The 17,179-nt window shown below is 24.4% G+C and carries 15 protein-coding genes, 9 tRNA genes, 1 other RNA gene and 1 pseudogene; 22 read left to right on the top strand and 4 right to left on the bottom strand.

What is annotated here, in order from left to right; translation table 4 throughout:
* The first annotated feature begins 1 nt into the window (after window position 1).
* Together rnr and ACXUB0_RS09035 are read left to right on the top strand one after the other, a co-directional pair.
* Entirely contained in the window at window positions 2-2,278 is a 2,277-nt protein-coding gene (rnr, locus tag ACXUB0_RS09040; RefSeq protein WP_458258448.1) for a ribonuclease R, read from the top strand.
* The gene (locus ACXUB0_RS09035; RefSeq protein WP_458258447.1) at window positions 2,251-2,865 is read left to right on the top strand and encodes a hypothetical protein; all 615 of its coding nucleotides are present in this window, start codon (window positions 2,251-2,253) and stop codon (window positions 2,863-2,865) included. Before rnr ends, ACXUB0_RS09035 begins: the two co-directional genes overlap by 28 nt.
* Here ACXUB0_RS09035 and ACXUB0_RS09030 read toward each other — a convergent pair whose 3' ends face one another.
* The gene (locus ACXUB0_RS09030) at window positions 2,866-3,258 is read right to left on the bottom strand and encodes a hypothetical protein (RefSeq protein ID WP_252320718.1); all 393 of its coding nucleotides are present in this window, start codon (window positions 3,256-3,258) and stop codon (window positions 2,866-2,868) included.
* A 277-nt stretch (window positions 3,259-3,535) separates the two neighbouring features.
* Between ACXUB0_RS09030 and smpB the strand changes: the two genes are divergently transcribed.
* Both smpB and ACXUB0_RS09020 read left to right on the top strand, forming a co-directional pair.
* Entirely contained in the window at window positions 3,536-3,967 is a 432-nt protein-coding gene (gene smpB, locus ACXUB0_RS09025; protein ID WP_252320720.1) for an SsrA-binding protein, read from the top strand.
* Window positions 3,968-4,096: 129 nt separating this feature from the next.
* The gene (locus tag ACXUB0_RS09020) at window positions 4,097-5,335 is read left to right on the top strand and encodes an IS256 family transposase (protein WP_458258446.1); all 1,239 of its coding nucleotides are present in this window, start codon (window positions 4,097-4,099) and stop codon (window positions 5,333-5,335) included.
* Between the two features lie 153 nt (window positions 5,336-5,488).
* Here ACXUB0_RS09020 and ACXUB0_RS09015 read toward each other — a convergent pair whose 3' ends face one another.
* Window positions 5,489-6,019: a hypothetical protein gene (locus ACXUB0_RS09015; RefSeq protein ID WP_458258445.1), complete on the bottom strand. Its 531-nt coding sequence runs from the start codon at window positions 6,017-6,019 to the stop codon at window positions 5,489-5,491.
* On the opposite strand from ACXUB0_RS09015, the gene ACXUB0_RS09010 reads away from it, so the two are divergent.
* From ACXUB0_RS09010 to ACXUB0_RS08955, 12 genes are all read left to right on the top strand, one after another.
* Window positions 6,014-6,664 (top strand): hypothetical protein, encoded by a 651-nt coding sequence (locus tag ACXUB0_RS09010; RefSeq protein ID WP_458258444.1) that lies wholly within the window; start codon window positions 6,014-6,016, stop codon window positions 6,662-6,664. The two genes, ACXUB0_RS09015 and ACXUB0_RS09010, sit on opposite strands and share 6 nt — an antisense overlap.
* Before the next feature lie 401 nt (window positions 6,665-7,065).
* Window positions 7,066-7,563, top strand: coding sequence for a BspA family leucine-rich repeat surface protein (locus ACXUB0_RS09005; protein ID WP_338957998.1), 498 nt, complete (start codon window positions 7,066-7,068; stop codon window positions 7,561-7,563).
* A gap of 96 nt (window positions 7,564-7,659) precedes the next feature.
* Window positions 7,660-8,075: a transfer-messenger RNA gene (gene ssrA, locus ACXUB0_RS09000) on the top strand.
* A 197-nt stretch (window positions 8,076-8,272) separates the two neighbouring features.
* A tRNA-Cys gene (locus ACXUB0_RS08995) sits at window positions 8,273-8,348 on the top strand.
* A 107-nt stretch (window positions 8,349-8,455) separates the two neighbouring features.
* Window positions 8,456-8,532 (top strand) — tRNA-Arg (locus tag ACXUB0_RS08990).
* Between the two features lies 1 nt (window position 8,533).
* Window positions 8,534-8,610 (top strand) — tRNA-Pro (locus tag ACXUB0_RS08985).
* Between the two features lie 11 nt (window positions 8,611-8,621).
* Window positions 8,622-8,697: transfer RNA gene (locus ACXUB0_RS08980), tRNA-Ala, on the top strand.
* Between the two features lie 32 nt (window positions 8,698-8,729).
* A tRNA-Met gene (locus ACXUB0_RS08975) sits at window positions 8,730-8,806 on the top strand.
* A gap of 7 nt (window positions 8,807-8,813) precedes the next feature.
* Window positions 8,814-8,890 (top strand) — tRNA-Ile (locus ACXUB0_RS08970).
* A gap of 13 nt (window positions 8,891-8,903) precedes the next feature.
* Window positions 8,904-8,993: transfer RNA gene (locus ACXUB0_RS08965), tRNA-Ser, on the top strand.
* Window positions 8,994-9,014: 21 nt separating this feature from the next.
* Window positions 9,015-9,089, top strand: a tRNA-Met gene (locus ACXUB0_RS08960).
* Between the two features lies 1 nt (window position 9,090).
* Window positions 9,091-9,166 (top strand) — tRNA-Asp (locus tag ACXUB0_RS08955).
* Between the two features lie 268 nt (window positions 9,167-9,434).
* On the opposite strand, the pseudogene ACXUB0_RS08950 reads toward ACXUB0_RS08955, so the two are convergent.
* A pseudogene (locus ACXUB0_RS08950) lies at window positions 9,435-9,905 on the bottom strand (transposase); the annotation flags it as partial.
* A gap of 184 nt (window positions 9,906-10,089) precedes the next feature.
* Window positions 10,090-10,458, bottom strand: a complete 369-nt coding sequence (locus ACXUB0_RS08945) for an IS3 family transposase (RefSeq protein ID WP_458258443.1) — start codon at window positions 10,456-10,458, stop codon at window positions 10,090-10,092.
* 491 nt (window positions 10,459-10,949) lie between these two features.
* Between ACXUB0_RS08945 and ACXUB0_RS08940 the strand changes: the two genes are divergently transcribed.
* The 6 genes from ACXUB0_RS08940 (at window position 10,950) to ACXUB0_RS08915 (ending at window position 17,172) form a co-directional block, all read left to right on the top strand.
* A complete protein-coding gene (locus ACXUB0_RS08940) occupies window positions 10,950-11,444 on the top strand; it encodes a hypothetical protein (protein WP_458258442.1) in 495 nt (164 codons plus the stop codon).
* Window positions 11,445-11,674: 230 nt separating this feature from the next.
* Window positions 11,675-12,286, top strand: coding sequence for a hypothetical protein (locus ACXUB0_RS08935; RefSeq protein ID WP_458258441.1), 612 nt, complete (start codon window positions 11,675-11,677; stop codon window positions 12,284-12,286).
* Window positions 12,287-12,308: 22 nt separating this feature from the next.
* A complete protein-coding gene (locus ACXUB0_RS08930) occupies window positions 12,309-13,934 on the top strand; it encodes a hypothetical protein (protein ID WP_252319174.1) in 1,626 nt (541 codons plus the stop codon).
* A gap of 439 nt (window positions 13,935-14,373) precedes the next feature.
* Complete coding sequence (locus tag ACXUB0_RS08925; RefSeq protein WP_458258440.1) at window positions 14,374-14,628, top strand: hypothetical protein; 255 nt, start codon at window positions 14,374-14,376, stop codon at window positions 14,626-14,628.
* Window positions 14,629-14,951: 323 nt separating this feature from the next.
* Entirely contained in the window at window positions 14,952-15,572 is a 621-nt protein-coding gene (locus tag ACXUB0_RS08920) for a hypothetical protein (RefSeq protein WP_458258439.1), read from the top strand.
* Between the two features lie 22 nt (window positions 15,573-15,594).
* Complete coding sequence (locus tag ACXUB0_RS08915) at window positions 15,595-17,172, top strand: AAA family ATPase (RefSeq protein WP_458258438.1); 1,578 nt, start codon at window positions 15,595-15,597, stop codon at window positions 17,170-17,172.
* The last annotated feature ends 7 nt before the right edge of the window (window positions 17,173-17,179 follow it).

Here is a 17,179-nt window from a genome sequence, read left to right as displayed (position 1 = left end):
AATGAAGCAAGAGATTATTAATGAGTTACAAAATAGTATTACACCTTTATCAACGGTTGATTTAACAATGAAACTTAATATTACTAATCATCATCAACAGCAAGAACTTATTGCTGATTTAGAAGAATTGAAAAATAGTGAAATTATTTTGGAAAATAAAGAACAACAATTTTATATGCTAAAAAATAATAATTTATTTATTGGCAAAATTCAAATTACTAAAAAAGGATTTGGATTTGTTAAATTATTAAATAGTGAAGAAGAATATTACGTTAATATAAAAAACATAAATAATGCGTTAAATAATGATGAAGTATTATGTAAGTTAGTGAAAATTAATAATCAGAATGATGAGGCTGTAGTATTAAAAATTATTAAACGTGATACTAATCTTCTTGTTGGTACTGTTATTGTTAATGCAGATACGAAAGTAAAAACATTATTAATTCAAAATGCAAAGTTACAACAGTATGAAGTTAATATTTTAAATCCTGATAAAGCGTTAGAAAATAATATTGTTGTTACAAAAATTAAAAATTTTGAACAGAATATTTTTAATGTTACTATTACTAAAATATTGGGTAATATTAATGATCCTGGTGTTGATATTTTAGCTGTTATTTATGAAATTGGCATTAAAGCACAATTTGATGTTGAAACATTAGCAGCAACAGATAAGGTGCCATTAACAGTGTTAGAATCAGATAAAATTGGTCGTATTGATTTGACTAAAGAGTTATTAGTTACAATTGATGGTAAAGATGCTAAAGATTTTGATGATGCTATTTGTGTTACTAAACTAGCTAATGGTAATTATCGTTTAATTGTAGCTATTGCTGATGTTAGTCATTATGTAACAGAAAATAGTCCTTTAGATGAAGAGGCATTTACTCGCGGTACATCTGTTTACTTAGCAGATCGTGTTATTCCTATGTTACCAACGCAGTTATCAAATGGTATTTGTTCTTTAAATGAACAAGTAGAACGTTTATGTATGGTTTGTGATATGGAGATTGATAAGAATGGTTTAACAGTAAAACATAAAATTTATCAGGCATTTATGAAATCAGCAAGAAGAATGAATTATGATGAAGTAAATGATGGATATAATGGTAAAAATCCAAATTTTATTAAAACACATCCACAAATTTGAGAAATGTTACTAAAAGCAAAAGAATTGCACCAAATTTTATGAAAGTTTAAACAAGATGCTGGAGTAATTGATTTTGAAATTAATGAAGCAAAAACAATTATTAATGACAATGGAGAAGTAACTGATATTATTTTAAGAACTCGTGATATCGCTGAAAAATTAATTGAAAGTTTTATGATTAGAGCTAATGAAGTAGTTGCTAAAACTGTATTTGATATGAAATTACCTTTTATTTATCGTGTTCATGAACATCCTCGTTCTAAAAAAATGCATCAAATGGTTACAATTCTGAAATTAATGGGCATTAAACTAAATCCAAAAATCACAAATATTAGTTCAAAAGATTTACAATTATTATTAAATTCTTTAAAACAATTACCAACATTTCAATTTTTATCAACTTTATTATTAAGAAGTATGGAAAAAGCACAGTATACTAATAAATGTATTGGCCATTTTGGACTTGCTAGTGATTATTATACACATTTTACTTCGCCAATTAGACGTTATCCTGATTTAATAGTTCATCGTTTATTGCGCCAATATATAGTTAAAAGAGAAATAAATGCTAAAATAATTGAGAAATATCAAAGTTTTACTAATTGAGCTGCTGAGCAATCTAGTAATATGGAATTAAAAGCATTAGAGTGTGAACGAGCTGTAGATCAAATGAAAAAAGCAGAATACATGATGCAATTTATTGGTCATAAATTTGAAGGTATAATTTCTAGTGTAACTGGCTTTGGATTATTTGTTGAGTTAGATAATACAATTGAGGGTTTAATTAGAATTGCAGACATGACTGATGATTATTATATTTTTAATGAAAAAGCAATGATTTTGTTTGGTGAAAGAAAACGAAAACAGTATGCTCTTGGTCAAAAGGTCAGTGTTCTTGTTAAAAGTGCAAATAAAGTTGCTAGAACTATTGATTTTATTTTAGAAGAAAATGGTCAGCAAAATAAAAACCGTGATAAAAATAATAATAATCAATCATCAAAAATGTATAAAGCAAATAATTTTAAATATAGAAAAAAGATAAAACTAAATGGTAAAGTTAAAAAAAATAAAAATGAAAAGAAAAATGGAGTAAAAAAATGAAAATACAAGGGCAAAAAAGATTAATTCAACAAAGCAATCTTAACATTGAATGCTATTATTATAATTATTTTAAATCGCCAGGCTTAAAACAATATCCGGATTTATTATGAGTTAATGAAGATTATAACTTAATTAAGCAAGTAAATATTGAACAAGATACTATAATAAGATTAGCAACTAATTTATTTGAAGTTGGTCAAAAATTTAATTTGTTTGAAAATTTAGATTATTTTATTATGATGCCAAAAAAACCTACTTCAGTTAGTAGTTTAGAATTGGTAATAATTGAATTAGTTAAAATTATTAATAAAAAATTAAATTATGAGATATTATTTATTAATAATATTTTCCAAGTTGATAACTACCGTAAATTTTGAGAAAATAAATTAAAAGTTAGCGAAAGACAAATGGAAATTACTAATAAAATTCATTTATTACCTAAATATATTAAATTTTTTAATAAAAAAAACATTATTATTATTGATGATATAGTTGCCTCAGGGATTTCTATTGCCCAAACTATTTTAGAAATTATCAATAATAACAATGATTTTAAAATTAAAGCTTTGTGTTATGGTTCAGTTTATAATTGAGAAGAAATTTATAAATAGTTAAAAGAGTTTCCTAATTTTTTTCTTTTTTTCTTCTAATGAGTCTGATTCAGATATATTATAAGAATCTTCAATATTATTTATAAATGCATAATTAATTTCAGCATTAATTTGATTTTTAGCAATAAGTTTTAAAATAAAATCAGCAGTATCTGCTTCTAAAGCAAATGTGTAAATTTCGAATTCATCTTCATTAATAATTTCCGTTTTCGTAGAAATTTTTAAAATATGATTTTGTTCATCAATAATAATTTTGCAAACCTCAAGTTTTTTACCAGTTAAAATCTTATAAATAATTACTTTATCATTATTATTTTTATCAAAACCCAAATCGCCTTGATAAAATTGACTATTTTTTACTGCTATTGGTTTAGTATTTAACTCTCCTGCCATGTCCTTAGACTCCTTTCAGTTGTTTATTAATATATAAAATTAACAAAAACCCGTAAAACAAATATAAAATCTATTTCTTGGGTCGCTATACAACAAATATTAATTTTATGTTTAATTTTACATTAATCATTGCTAGAAAAACTATTGATTAATCTAACCTTCATTAGATTATAGCATGTTCTTAATAAAAAACAAATTTAAGTAAGTATTTCAGTATTTATGAAATTATTATTATATAATCTAATTATAAAGTTTATTGAAAATAATGGTGGAAACAATGAAAATAATTGCAAAAAATAAAAAAGCGTACTTTAATTATGAATTATTAGAAAAATTAGAAGTGGGAATTGTTTTGACTGGTTCTGAAATTAAATCAATTCGTTTAGGTAATGTATCTTTACAGGATAGTTATGTAACTTTTAGTAATAATGAAGCTTATATTATTAATATGAACATTACTACTTATAAATTTACTACTAGTTATATACTTGATCCATTAAGAAAAAGAAAATTACTTTTAAATGCTCGTGAAATTAAAAAAATTCAACAAGAACAAAAGCAAAAAAACTTAACTGTTGTTCCAACAATGATATATTTAAATAGTAAAAGTAGAGCAAAGTTAGAAATAGCATTGGCTCGTGGTAAAAAAAATTATGATAAAAGAGAAACCATTAAAAATCGTGATGCAGTAAGACAAATCAAAAAATAATAATTTAATTAAGAAAGGAAAAAAACTATGATAATATGATTATCTGGTAATGTTTAGTAATCTGTGTAACTTACAAAAATAACTATGTTTAATTAATTCTATAATAAACCTAGAAAGAGTGAATTACAGATGGCTAAAAAGCAAAATATTAATAATAATGATCCAATATCAAAAGCAGTAGATTTATTATTAGAAAATACTGAAGATTTAACAACAGTTTTTAAAGAGGGAGGTTTGTATAAAGAATTAACAAAAAGATTAGTAGAAAAAATGTTGAATTCTGAGATGCAAAATTATTTAGGATATGATAAGAATCAACATAGTAATAGTGACAATGCTCGTAATGGTATAAGTTCAAAAAAATTAATAACTCAACAAGGTAAAATTGAGATTGATGTACCACGAGATCGCAATAGTAATTTTAATCCTGTAATAATTGCAAAAAGACAAAGAAGATTTGATGGTTTTGATCAACAAGTTCTTTCTTTATATGCAAAAGGTATGATATTATCAGATATTAGAATGCAATTACAAGAGTTATATCATGGTGCTGATATTAGTGAAAGTGTTATTAGTCAAATTACTGATGATGTTATTGATGATGTAAAAGCATGGCAAAATCGACCATTAAATAGTATTTATCCGATTGTTTATTTTGATTGCATAGTAGTTAAAATACGACAAGATAAACGCATTATTAAAAAATCTGTGTATATAGCTTTAGGAGTTGATTTAGAAGGTAAAAAAGATGTTTTAGGCTTATGAATTAGTGAAAATGAAGGTTCTAAATTTTGATTAGCCAATTTCACAGAAATGAAAAATCGAGGCTTAAATGATATTCTTATTGCTTGTAGTGATAATTTAACAGGAATGTCAGAAGCAATACAATCAGTTTATCCTAAAACAGAACATCAATTATGCATCGTTCATCAAATTAGAAATAGTTTGAAATATGTCTCATATAAGCATAGAAAATCTCTAGTTGCAGATTTAAAACCAATTTATACTGCATGTAGTGAAGAACAAGCAATGCAGGCTTTAGAAACATTTGAAAATAAGTGAAATAAACAATATCCTCAAATTGCTAAATCTTGATATAAAAATTGAGAAAATTTGATAGTTTTTATTAGTTATCCAACAGAAATTAAAAGAGTAATTTATACCACAAATGCTATTGAATCTGTTAATAGTCAATTACGAAAAGTTATCAGAAATAAAAAAGTTTTTCCTAATGATATGGAAGAATTGAAAATATTTTATTTAGCAATTGAAAATATAACAAAAAAATGAACAATGCCCATTCAAAATTGAAATACAGCAATTGCTCATTTTATGATAAAATTTGAAGATAGAATTAATCTTAACTAGTACTTTGTAAAACAAAGATACACAGATTTCTAAAAAGCCTCAATTATCTTTCTTAATAATCTTTTGTTTATTTACAAGTTTTTATTTATTTTTTCTTTTTAAACAAAAGATAGATAAGTGGCAATGATTATTTATTAGTTATTATTTTTTTCTTTATCTTGGTATTAATAGTTTAAAAGCTATTAATAATTTTTTAGTTTTATCATTAACTAATTTAGTAACTGAAGCAATTAGTATTACAGTGATTGTTTCGCTTACTGTAATTATTTTTGCTATACCAGCTACTTTTTTTACTGCAAAATTTAAAAAAAGAAAGTTGTATATTTGATAAATGCATAGTTGACTTTTGGTTACTTGTTGTTTAGTTTTAATTGTACCAAATTTTTGATCTTTGATTTTGTTAAATATTGCGTTAGGAATGAGTACTGCATCATTAGGAGTTCATGAATTAATGTTCAATAAACAATATTTTGTAAAATCACATGCTTTTTTAACTTTTACTATACTTATTATTCCAGGATTATTGGCAAATTTATTATACCGATTAATATGCTTACGCTTAATATTTCAACTATTACAATTTCAAAAATCAGTTATTTTATTATTGCTGCTTTGTGTTTTTTCATTTTGACTTTTTTCATGTCTTTTCTTTTGCGAGAAGATCCAAAAAATATGGGTATGCATGATGAAATAGTTTTAAAAAAAATTAAAACTTTTTCTCAATGAAAAATAATAATTTTAATTATGTTTGGATTAACTATTTATTTAATTTATTATTTAATGAATTCTCAATTTTTTAATTATAAAATAAGTAATATTGATCAAAGATGGCATGTTTATAAAACTTTATTTACTACTTTGCCACAAGTAATTGGTGTTTTTTTATTGGGATGATGATTATATTATTTTTTCAGTGCTAATATTGCTTTATATTTTGGTTTTGGAATCTATATAGTAAGTATTATGATTAGTTTAGTAACTATTAATATTTACGCAGTTTTGATTTCACAAATTTTATCCAATATTGCTTTTGGCATTTGCAATTTTGTTATATATAGTTTCGTTTTAGATTGAAATTATCGACAATTAATGCCTATTACAGGAATTTATGCATCATGTATAGCTATTTTAACTTGTAGTGTTGATTTACTCGATAGTTTTATTAATTATAATTTAATTACTTTAAATAATGAAATAATGTTTTATATTGGTAATATTATTGCGTTATTAACTGTTATTAGTTTAATATTTATTACGTTATTTTCTTCAAATTATTGAGTGACAGAAAAGCATCATGTTTTAACAAATCACAATTGAAATAAAATTTAAGTATATTAAATACTTTACTACATAAAATTATATAAAATATGGTCATGCCATTATAAAAAAAATAAAATTATTACTGCAATTGTTGGTGGTACTACTTTAGTTGGTGCAGCCACTGCTGGTATTTTGTATACTTCTGATATAGAAGCAAAAAACGAGGAAGAAAATGAAAAAAAATAAAATCACAATCTAATCCAAAGATTTTATTACCTAAACCACCAAATTCAAATAGACAATCAAATCATTATAAATATACAATAATACAACAACAAGATACAATTTACGTTGATAGTAATGGAGAAGAGCAAACAACTAGTAAAATAGACTTATCAGATATAAAAACTATTGAAATTGTTCAAATTGGATTTTATGAAAATAAAATTGGAGAAATTCAAGCTGTTAAAATGCCAAAAACAATTCAAAAAGTACCAGATCAGTTACCATCAGAAATAACAAGTACAAAACAGATGTTTCAAAGTGCTTCATCGTTTGATCAAGATATTTCGGGTTGAGATGTTTCAAATGTTACAGATATGAGTGATATGTTTGCATATGCAACTTCATTTAATCAGAATATTTCAGTTTGAAGAGTAGAAAAAGTAAAAATTATGAGAGGTATGTTTTTTAATGCACATGCTTTTGATCAAAATATTTCAAGTTGAAATGTAAATAAAGTGACAGATATGCATGGTATGTTTGCTGGTGCAAGAAAATTTAATCAAGATATTTCGGGTTGAGATGTTTCAAATGTAATAACTATGCATTCTATGTTTGCCGGTGCAATAACGTTTGATCAAAATTTATCACAATGAAATGTTTCAAAAGTAATAATTCATGATAATTTTGCCATTAATTCTTGAATTAGTAATAGCATTGATAAATTGCCAAATTTTAATTTTTAGATTTTATAATTTATGATGAAAGTTTGAAAGAATTATTAGTGATTTTTAAGAAAACCAAAAATTGTTTTATAGTAGAAAGTAATGTATAATATTAGCGGGGATGTTCTGGTTTCGACAGGAGTGAACAACTAATTGTGGCAGTGGTTTGGTAGACCATAATACTACGAGGTTTCATAACCGGAAAACAAACTAAAACCGTAGTACCTAACTGATTCACAACAAAGTTAAACAACTTTGGATTTGGTTTAGGAAATCAAGCAGTTTTACCTGCTTAATTACTTAAGAAGTAAATACTACCGTTACTAATAGCAAGTTTATCATTATTAGTAACGTATCATAGGATAAACTAGAAAAAATGATGTTAATAAATTTTTTCGAATTTCCATTAACTAGCTATTCATAATTTTGTATAATTTATTATTAAATAGTGATTTTTCTAAATTATACTAAACTGTAGATACAGTTAGTCAGTTAACTTTTGGACGCGGGTTCGATCCCCGCCATCTCCACCATAAATTAAATGCACAATTGTGCTTTTTTTATTATTTAATTTAATAATTAATTATAAATACCTTTATAAAATTTTAATTAGTGAAATAAATAATAAAAAAATATTTAAATATTTTATGAATAATATTGTAAAACAAGTTGCAAATAGTAACTAGTCTTGGTAATATTGAAAAGTCTTTAAATTTTTTTAATTATATTTGGAGCCGTGGCCAAGTGGTTTAAGGCATAAGTCTGCAAAACTTTGATCGTCGGTTCGAATCCGATCGGCTCCTCCAAAATATTAATAATATTTGCAAATATACTTGTAAATATTACTTTTAATAAGTTATAATTGATTAGGTTTAATGATTTAATGAGTTACTATAAATTTTAGTAATTAAATGCGCCTGTAGATCAATTGGATAGATCGTTTGACTACGGATCAAAAGGTTGTGGGTTCAAGTCCTGCCAGGCGCACCATCGGGATGTGGCTCAGCTTGGTAGAGCGCTCGGTTTGGGACCGAGAGGTCGCAGGTTCGAATCCTGTCTTCCCGACCATTATTAAATAAGGGCCCTTAGCTCATTTGGTAGAGCGCCTGCCTTGCACGCAGGAGGTGGTCGGTTCGATCCCGATAGGGTCCACCATTATATATCGGTTAAACATTTAAACTAAAACTGGCGAGGTAGCTCAGTTGATTAGAGCGTTCGGTTCATACCCGAGAGGCCATGGGTTTGAGTCCCATCCCCGCTACCATAGTCTAGGACCCTTAGCTTAGTTGGTTAAAGCTCCCGGCTCATAACCGGGCGAGCATTGGTTCGAATCCGATAGGGTCCACCATACTTAAATACTCGGAGGCTTACCCAAGTCCGGTTGAAGGGAACAGTCTTGAAAACTGTCAGTGCGCAAGTGCTCGAGGGTTCGAATCCCTCAGCCTCCTCCATTATTATTAAATTTTATACATCGCGGAGTGGGGAAGTGGTATCCCGTCGGGCTCATAATCCGAAGATCATTGGTTCAAATCCAGTCTCCGCAACCACGGTCTTGTGGTAAAGTGGTTAATACGCCTCCCTGTCACGGAGGAGATCGCGGGTTCGATCCCCGTCAAGACCGCCATTTAGAAAATAAAACATAAGCAGTATTAATTTAGAGAGTAAGTAAAAGGTCTTACTCTTTTTTTATTGGTATAATGAATAATTATTTTATTCATTATGGAAGAAAGTTTTTGATTGATTAAGTAAATTAAAAATATTAAAATACATGTATAGTTTAAATAATAAATATAATTTTATTTAAATTTAGCTATTATTTTATAATAGTTTTTAATTTTTAAAAAGGAGCAAAAATATGATAAATAATTTTGGAATGGCAACACTTTTTAGGACTATTTTTTGGTAGACACTTGTTCTTGATATTTGATAGGAGTTAAGTAGTTTAAAGTGCTGTGGATTCTTATGTTGTTGTATCAATTAATATAATCAAATAATTCTAATTTTAATTGGATTAATGATGTAAAATTTTTATCATTAATAAATTCAGTTTTGAAAGTTTTAAAAGTTGCTTCAGCAACAGCATTATCATAAGGACAACCTTTTTTGCTTAAAGATCGAGTAATATTGAATGCTAATAAAAGATTATTAATAATTTTATTGTTAAATTCATTACCTCGATCACTATGAAATATTTGGATATCTTTTAAACAGCGATTTGATTGCATAAATGCTTGATATACTAGTAATGCATCTTTTTTAACTCCAACACTATGTCCAATAATTTCTCGGTTAAATAGGTCTATTAATAGGCAAATATAGTTTCATTTACCATTAACTTGAACGTAAGTTAAATCACTAAGAACCTGTTTAGGATCTTTTTTAACTTATTTTTGATTAAATTAATATCATAAATGTTATTTTATAGTTGAAAAATAAATTTTTAATCGATAAGTTGTCAAATGATAAAATCTTTTTAACAAAAAAATGACAAAGAAAATAAAATGTTAATTAACTGTCAGGTTAGAAATAATTATTCCCTTTTTTAGTTTAATTATGTTTAAAAGATTCCAAACAGGTTCTAACAATAACTTCATTTTTAACCCTATTATTAAAGTTTCTATTAACAATATTGGTTATTTGACTATTATTGACTTTATTATGATGATTTTTGAATGATAATTTAGTGTATTTTGATATTAAATTATGCTTATTCATAATTTCTTTAATTTTTCTGCGTGATAAATAAATTTCTTGGTTTTCTAAAATTTTTTTTAATCTTCTAGTACCATAAACTTCTTTATTTTCTTTAAAAGCACTAATAACAGCTTCATCATACATATTATTTTTGATTTTATTTTCTTTTTTCTTTAAGTTAAAATAATATGTTGATTTAGATATTTTCAAAAAACGACACATTGTGCGAATTTTATATTTAACTTTATTTTTGACAATAATTTTTATTTTCTGCCTATTATTAGTGCTGCTTGCTTTAAAATATCATTTTCCATTCTTAATTGTTTTAATTCTTTTCTTAATTTAATTAATTCATTTTCTTCAACAGAACGATTATCTTTAGTTTTAAAACTACCTGAATTAGTAAATTGCTTAATTCAATTATAAGTAGCTGCTCTTGTAACATTTTACTCTTTAGCAAGACAAGACACTGACTTACCGCTTTGATATAAAGCTACTATTTGTTTTTTAAATTCATCTGAATATGAGTTAATATTGGCCATAATTATACTTCCTTTCTTTTCACTAATTTGTTCACTTGTCTACGTAATTAGTGTCCAATAAAGTGTAACCCATCCAGAAAAATTTTTGAGGGAAAAATAGATAAGTATTTTAATAGCACAACAGTTGATTCAATAACAGTAAAACAAGTTGAAGAATTTAATTCAAAACCAATGCAATTATTATCAAAATCAGAAATTCAATCATTGTCATTAGACCAAATTCTGTTATTAACTCCAATACAAAAAGCAGAACTGTCAGAAGAACAAATTTCATGATTTAATCAAGAACAATTGTCAACATTTAAATTAGAGTCAGAGCAAATTGAAAACAATAAATTAGTTTCAATGTCTTTTTGAATTTTACCTATTTTTTCTCTTTGTTTAGTTGGAGGTTTAATAGGTTTTATTTTTAAAAAAATTAGAACTAATTTTAAATCGAATAATAACTTAGAAAGAAATAATGCAAATAAATCACAAGAATTAATAAATATAAATAATGAAGAAGAAATATTAATTATGGATAATATTGAATTACAATCTGTATGTGATGAAAATGTAGAAAATCTAAATAATGAAGTTGATAAGTGAAAACAAATAAACGCAATAGATTTATCAGATTATCACTCAAAATTAGCAAGTGCAAATATTTCTCGATACTCCATATAATCGAAAAAATATTTAAACAATACTATATTATTAAAATAAACAATAATTTTCAATAATTATTGTTTATTTTTCATATTACTTGTACTTAAAAATAGATATTATTAATTATGTTTGTATTTATTTTAAAATAATAATTTGATTATTTTATATATTTAAAATTCGGATATAAGTTAACTATATAGTTTTTAAATAAAATGCATTATAATTATTTTATAGGATGGGTAAAAGATATGGATAAATCATTAGATAAACAATTTTTAACTACAAGTAATCTTATTGGTCAAAAAGAGTTAAAGAAATTAAAGGAAACTCCTTTACCTTCATTATTAGATTTAAATTTAACAAGAGTTTACTTTACTAGTCTTGGTGATGGTTTTTCGCGAATATTTATTTTAACTATTCAAATTTTTTGAATTGGTTTGATTTTTTTTAATGGCATTGGTTTTGGTCAATTGGTTGCTAATCTTCCTGGTATACCATCAGTACCAGTTTTTCAAAGTTCAATATTAAAAGTAGTAGCAATGTTAGTTACTGTTTTATTTGCTTTTATAATTTTAATTATGGTTTTACCCGTTTTTTTATCTAAAACTATTAGAGGGATTGGTTTAAGTTGTTTATTTTTTTTAATATTTGGTTCTATTGTTAATTTAATAATTATTGGTATTAGTTTTTTTATGTTTTCTTATAGTGACAGTCCTTATCGAATCACAGTATTGATTTTCGCGGTTATAGCACTCTTATTATGATGAATTGCTATTTTGCATTGATGATTAAATACTATTGAAAATAAAAAATATTTAATTAAAAGTATTATTAAAATGTATGAATTAAGTTTTAGATAATTGAAATTTAGGTGAATAATATATGGCTAAAAAGAAAGATAATGATGATTGAAGAAAACTAAATAATATTACTAAATACGTTACTGGTAAAGTAGAACCAGTAAAAGTAAAAAAAACTTTTCTGACAATAACTATTTCTTTAATTATGATAATTGGTTTAGCAATTAGCACTTTTTTTATTGCTCTTGCTATGCAGAGTGCTTTTAATATTGGTGATTTTAAACAAAATATTCCAGAAGAATCAATTATTGTTGATATGAATGATGTTCCAATTGATAGTAGTAATAAAAATTTACGTTTGCCATTTTTTGAAGAAGAATCAAAAAAACAAGTTTTTGATTTATTAATAAAAGAATCTTGATGAGATAGTTTTTTTCCAACTAATATTACTAATTATGATTTCACTTTTTATAAACCCAATAGTAATGATGAATTAGATAAGAGTTTAATTCAAACTGATGGTGTTACTAAATTTGATTTAAAATTAAAGTTACAATCTTCATTTATTGAATTTAAAATACCAGTAATTGCATTAATTAAAAATACTGCTAAATTTTATGAAAAATTTATGATGTTTAATCAATTTGAAGGAAAATTTAGTAAACATGTTTCGGGAAAATTTCCAAATGGTAGTGATTATTTGCAAGAGCAATGAACACATGGTTATTTACCAACTAATTTTTATTATGCGGATAAAATTGATAATACTATTATTTATAAAACAATCGAAGATGAAATTAATAAATTTATTAATGATTATAAAGAAGAATTTGCTAGTGATACTCATCTTTATCCAATAATATCAACAATTCCTTTAGCAGATATTGATTTTAATGATGTAGCTACTATTAAACCATATTTCGAATTAGTTCATAATCCCGAATTAAATTATGTTGGTAATGCTGTGAATAGTTCCAAAGAATATGTTAATCTTTATTCATATTCTTCAAATTTTCCATTAAAACCTTTTTATATAACATATGTTTCTAATCCAAATGTTGTTTATGATTTCATTGATTTAAAACCAACAAGTATTGAAAAGGTTATTGATTATCTTAAAGTTAATACTATTGATTTTGTTCCTTTTAGTATGGTACAAGAAGCAGTAGATAGTGATGAATCATTAATAAAATATAGTCCTCCACATGTATTATTGACTAGTGATAATAGTGGTAATCATTTTAAATATAAGGAATTGAGTTATTATTTTGGCTTTTCAAATTCAATAAATAATAGTATTGAAAATATTAATGTTAATGATTATATTAATATTGGTAATTTAGAAACTTTTTTAGAAAATAAATATTGACAAGAAATGTATCAATTTGCAAAAAATAATTCTACTTTTTTCTTATTAGATTATCCTGATTCGACGGTTGATCCAAATATTAATTGAAATCTTGTTATTAAATCACTTGCTACTTTTAAAGGATATTTTGTTAAAGCTTTAAAGGTGCAAATTAATGAGTTAAGTGCTTTTACTTTTTTAGATATTGATGGTAATAACTTATCATTAAAGGCAACTGATATTATTAAGACTAATGATATTAAAAAAATTAGATTTCATATTGGAAAAGATTTGATAAGCAGTGACTATGTTCCCAAGCCCCATAGTTTTAATTTTACTTTTAAAGTGAAGTGAATTTAAATACTTAAAAATAAGTATTGATTTTATGAAAATGGGTTAAATTTTGATAACTATAATTTAATATTCATACTAATTATATAAAATAGTTTTAATTATATAGGTTATTAATTGTAAAATTAATATAAATTTGTTATTATTCTTGTGTATAGAAAATATAAATAATATAGTAACTTTTTAACCCATTGTTTGTTGAGATAAAAGCAAATGGGTTTTTATTTTGAAAGGAAAATTATAAATGATATTGCAAAAATATAAAAAATTAAAATTAGTAACCTTATTTTTATTTATTTTAACTATTTTAATTATGGTAATTGGTTTAATGTTAATTGGTTTTTCTAATTTTGATAAAAGTTTTTTGAACATCTTAAATTATATAAAGAAAAAAGACTTATTATAGAAATAACAATAGAAATAACAAATGGATTTTTTATTAAATTATATGAGTGTAAATTATATTTTAAATCATTCTGCAGAAAATATATGTTCATCAGTAGTTCATAATTATGATGGTTATTATGATTGAGTTCAATTACAAATTGGAGTTATTTTTTGTATAATTTTAACTCCAATTTTTGGATTTTTTACTATTGCATTAACTTTTTTAATTATTGGTTTAAAAGTAAAAATAAAAAATAATAATTTTTGAGATGCAATCCAAAAATGTGAAATAATTAACAGTTATTATGTTCATTAGGTATTTTGTTTTTAAAATATATTAAGTATTATTTTTAGTGAATCAACAAAATGTTTTATTTTATATAATGATTTATAATGATTTATAATTTCTTATTTATTTAAAAAATATTTTTAATAATTATTTAATTTTGGATGGTCAAAGTTAAATAATTATTTTTTTGTTTTTAATTTTGCCATATTATATTTTAAAAAAATAAATTTAAATTTGATAATTTTGTAAAATTAAACACTTATAATTTTAATTTATATCAGATACTATTATTAAGTTTTAATACCTAAAATAAGTTATAATATAAATAAAAAATAAGGGGTGTTAGATATATGGAAGAAAAAAAAGATGACTTAAAAAATACTCCATTGTCAAATGTTGATAATATTATTATCAAACCAAATAATGATAATCCATCATTTAAAGATATTGAAGAACAACGTTTTACTACTTATAATCCGTTATTAAGTGATAGTATTAAATTTAAAAGAATGTATTGAAGTTCAAAAATGGAAAATATTGCTCGTATTTTGTTACTTACAGTTTCTTGTTTTCATTTAATTTTTTCTTATTTTTTAGCTAACAATTTGGTTAATCAAATTTTGAGTAATAAAGGTAGTAACATGAACCCAACTTATATAATTTATATATTTTTAATTATAACTCTGGGATTTAATTTTATATTTTATTTACCAGTAGCGATTGGTCGCACTGCTAGTGCTATGTTTGGATGATCAATTGTTTATATTATTTTAGCAATTGCTTATTTTATAGTTTTAGAAGTATTTTGTACAATTTTGTTAGTGGTTAATGGATTAGTAAATGAAACTGTTTCTGCAGAAGTTCCAATATTTATGATTATTGTTTTACTAATAACTGTTTTATGATTAATTGCTGCTTGTTTATTAATTGTTAAAAGTGATGATGTAAGAAGAGAATTAAGTGTCGAATAAATATAAGTAAAGGAGAATATAAATGAGTACAGATAGTTTACTTTCTAAGCGAATTGAACAATTAATTAAAGTAATTAGCGCTGATGTTTATGAAAAAGAAACTGTTTTTAAACTTGCTATTTTGGCGTTATTATCAGGAGAATCAATATTTTTATTAGGATTACCAGGAATTGCTAAATCATTAATTTCACGACGAATTAAATATGCGCTCCATGATGGGCGAAATTTTGAATATTTAATGAATCGTTTTTCTACTCCAGAAGAAATTTTTGGACCAATCTCAATCAAAGATTTATTAAAAGGTAACTATGTAAGAATTATTGATCAATATTTGCCTGCTGTTGATATTGCTTTTTTGGATGAAATTTGAAAAGCAGGCCCTTCAATTCAAAATACATTACTAACTATTATTAATGAAAAAATCTTTCGTAATGGTGGTGTTGATATCAAAGTACCATTAAAACTATTAATTTCAGCTTCTAATGAGTTACCAGAAAGTGGTAAAGGTTTAGAAGCTTTATTTGATCGTTTTATTATTAGAATGATAGTTTATGGTTTAACTAATGAAGAAAATTTTAATGATATGTTAGAAAGTATTACTAGTTTAGAAGTAAAAGTTCCACTTGAATTACAAATTAAAACTTCTGAATATGAAAAGTGATTAAAAGAATTGGAAACTACTGTTACTTTAAGCAAAGAAACATTAAATTTTATTTCTCGTTTTCGTAAAATTTTAACAGAAGCAACTAATGGTAAAGCTTACATTTCCGATCGAAGATGAAAAAAAATTGCTAAATTAATAAAAGCTTCAGCTTATTATAATGATAGAACAACTACTGATAAGCCTGATTTATTGATTATTCCTTACTGTATTTGAGATAATGAAGATCAAGAAAAAGAGTATACAAAACTTTTCAATGAAGCATATTGTGAAGATTTAAATTACACATTGAAACAAAATCAGATTGAACTGGAAAGTGAGTTGGAAACATTAAGTAATAATGCCGAAAACATTAAAGATAGTCAAAATCAACCATCTATTTACTCCAATCCATTTTCTGAACAAATTAAAGGCATATATTATCGTTTATTATGACATAGTGATGAGTTTCCAATTTGTTTTATTAGTAGAAAGGATTTTCAGTTATTATTACGACGTAATAAAAAGAGTCATAATATTCAATTATTTTATGGTAAAAGTTTAAGTAAAATGGAAGGTAATCAGAAGTTTGAGTTACAATTAAAGAATTCTAGTGAATTAATAAATATTACAAATAATTCTATAATTCAAGTTGAATTAACTAATACTGATAGTAAATCACAATTTGGAAATATTAATAGTCAAATTAAAGATTTAAAGCAACAAATTAATGAATTAAAAGTACATTTTGAACAAGAATATCATCGTTTAAGTAAAACCGATTCTATATTTTTTGATGAACAATTTAAATCACTATTAGAAATGGCATTTTTTGATAAAATTTCGCAAATACCAAAAGCAGAAAATGAAACGACTCTTTCATCAGAATCACTAACTGAAGATTCACCAATAACTATTCCAAATGTTAATGATACTAATAATAATTCTGATATTAATTAAGATAGGT

This window comes from Spiroplasma endosymbiont of Dactylopius coccus (assembly GCF_977110965.1).
The sequence above is the reverse complement of the archived record's forward strand: the minus strand, read 5'-3'. Positions and strand labels throughout refer to the sequence as shown.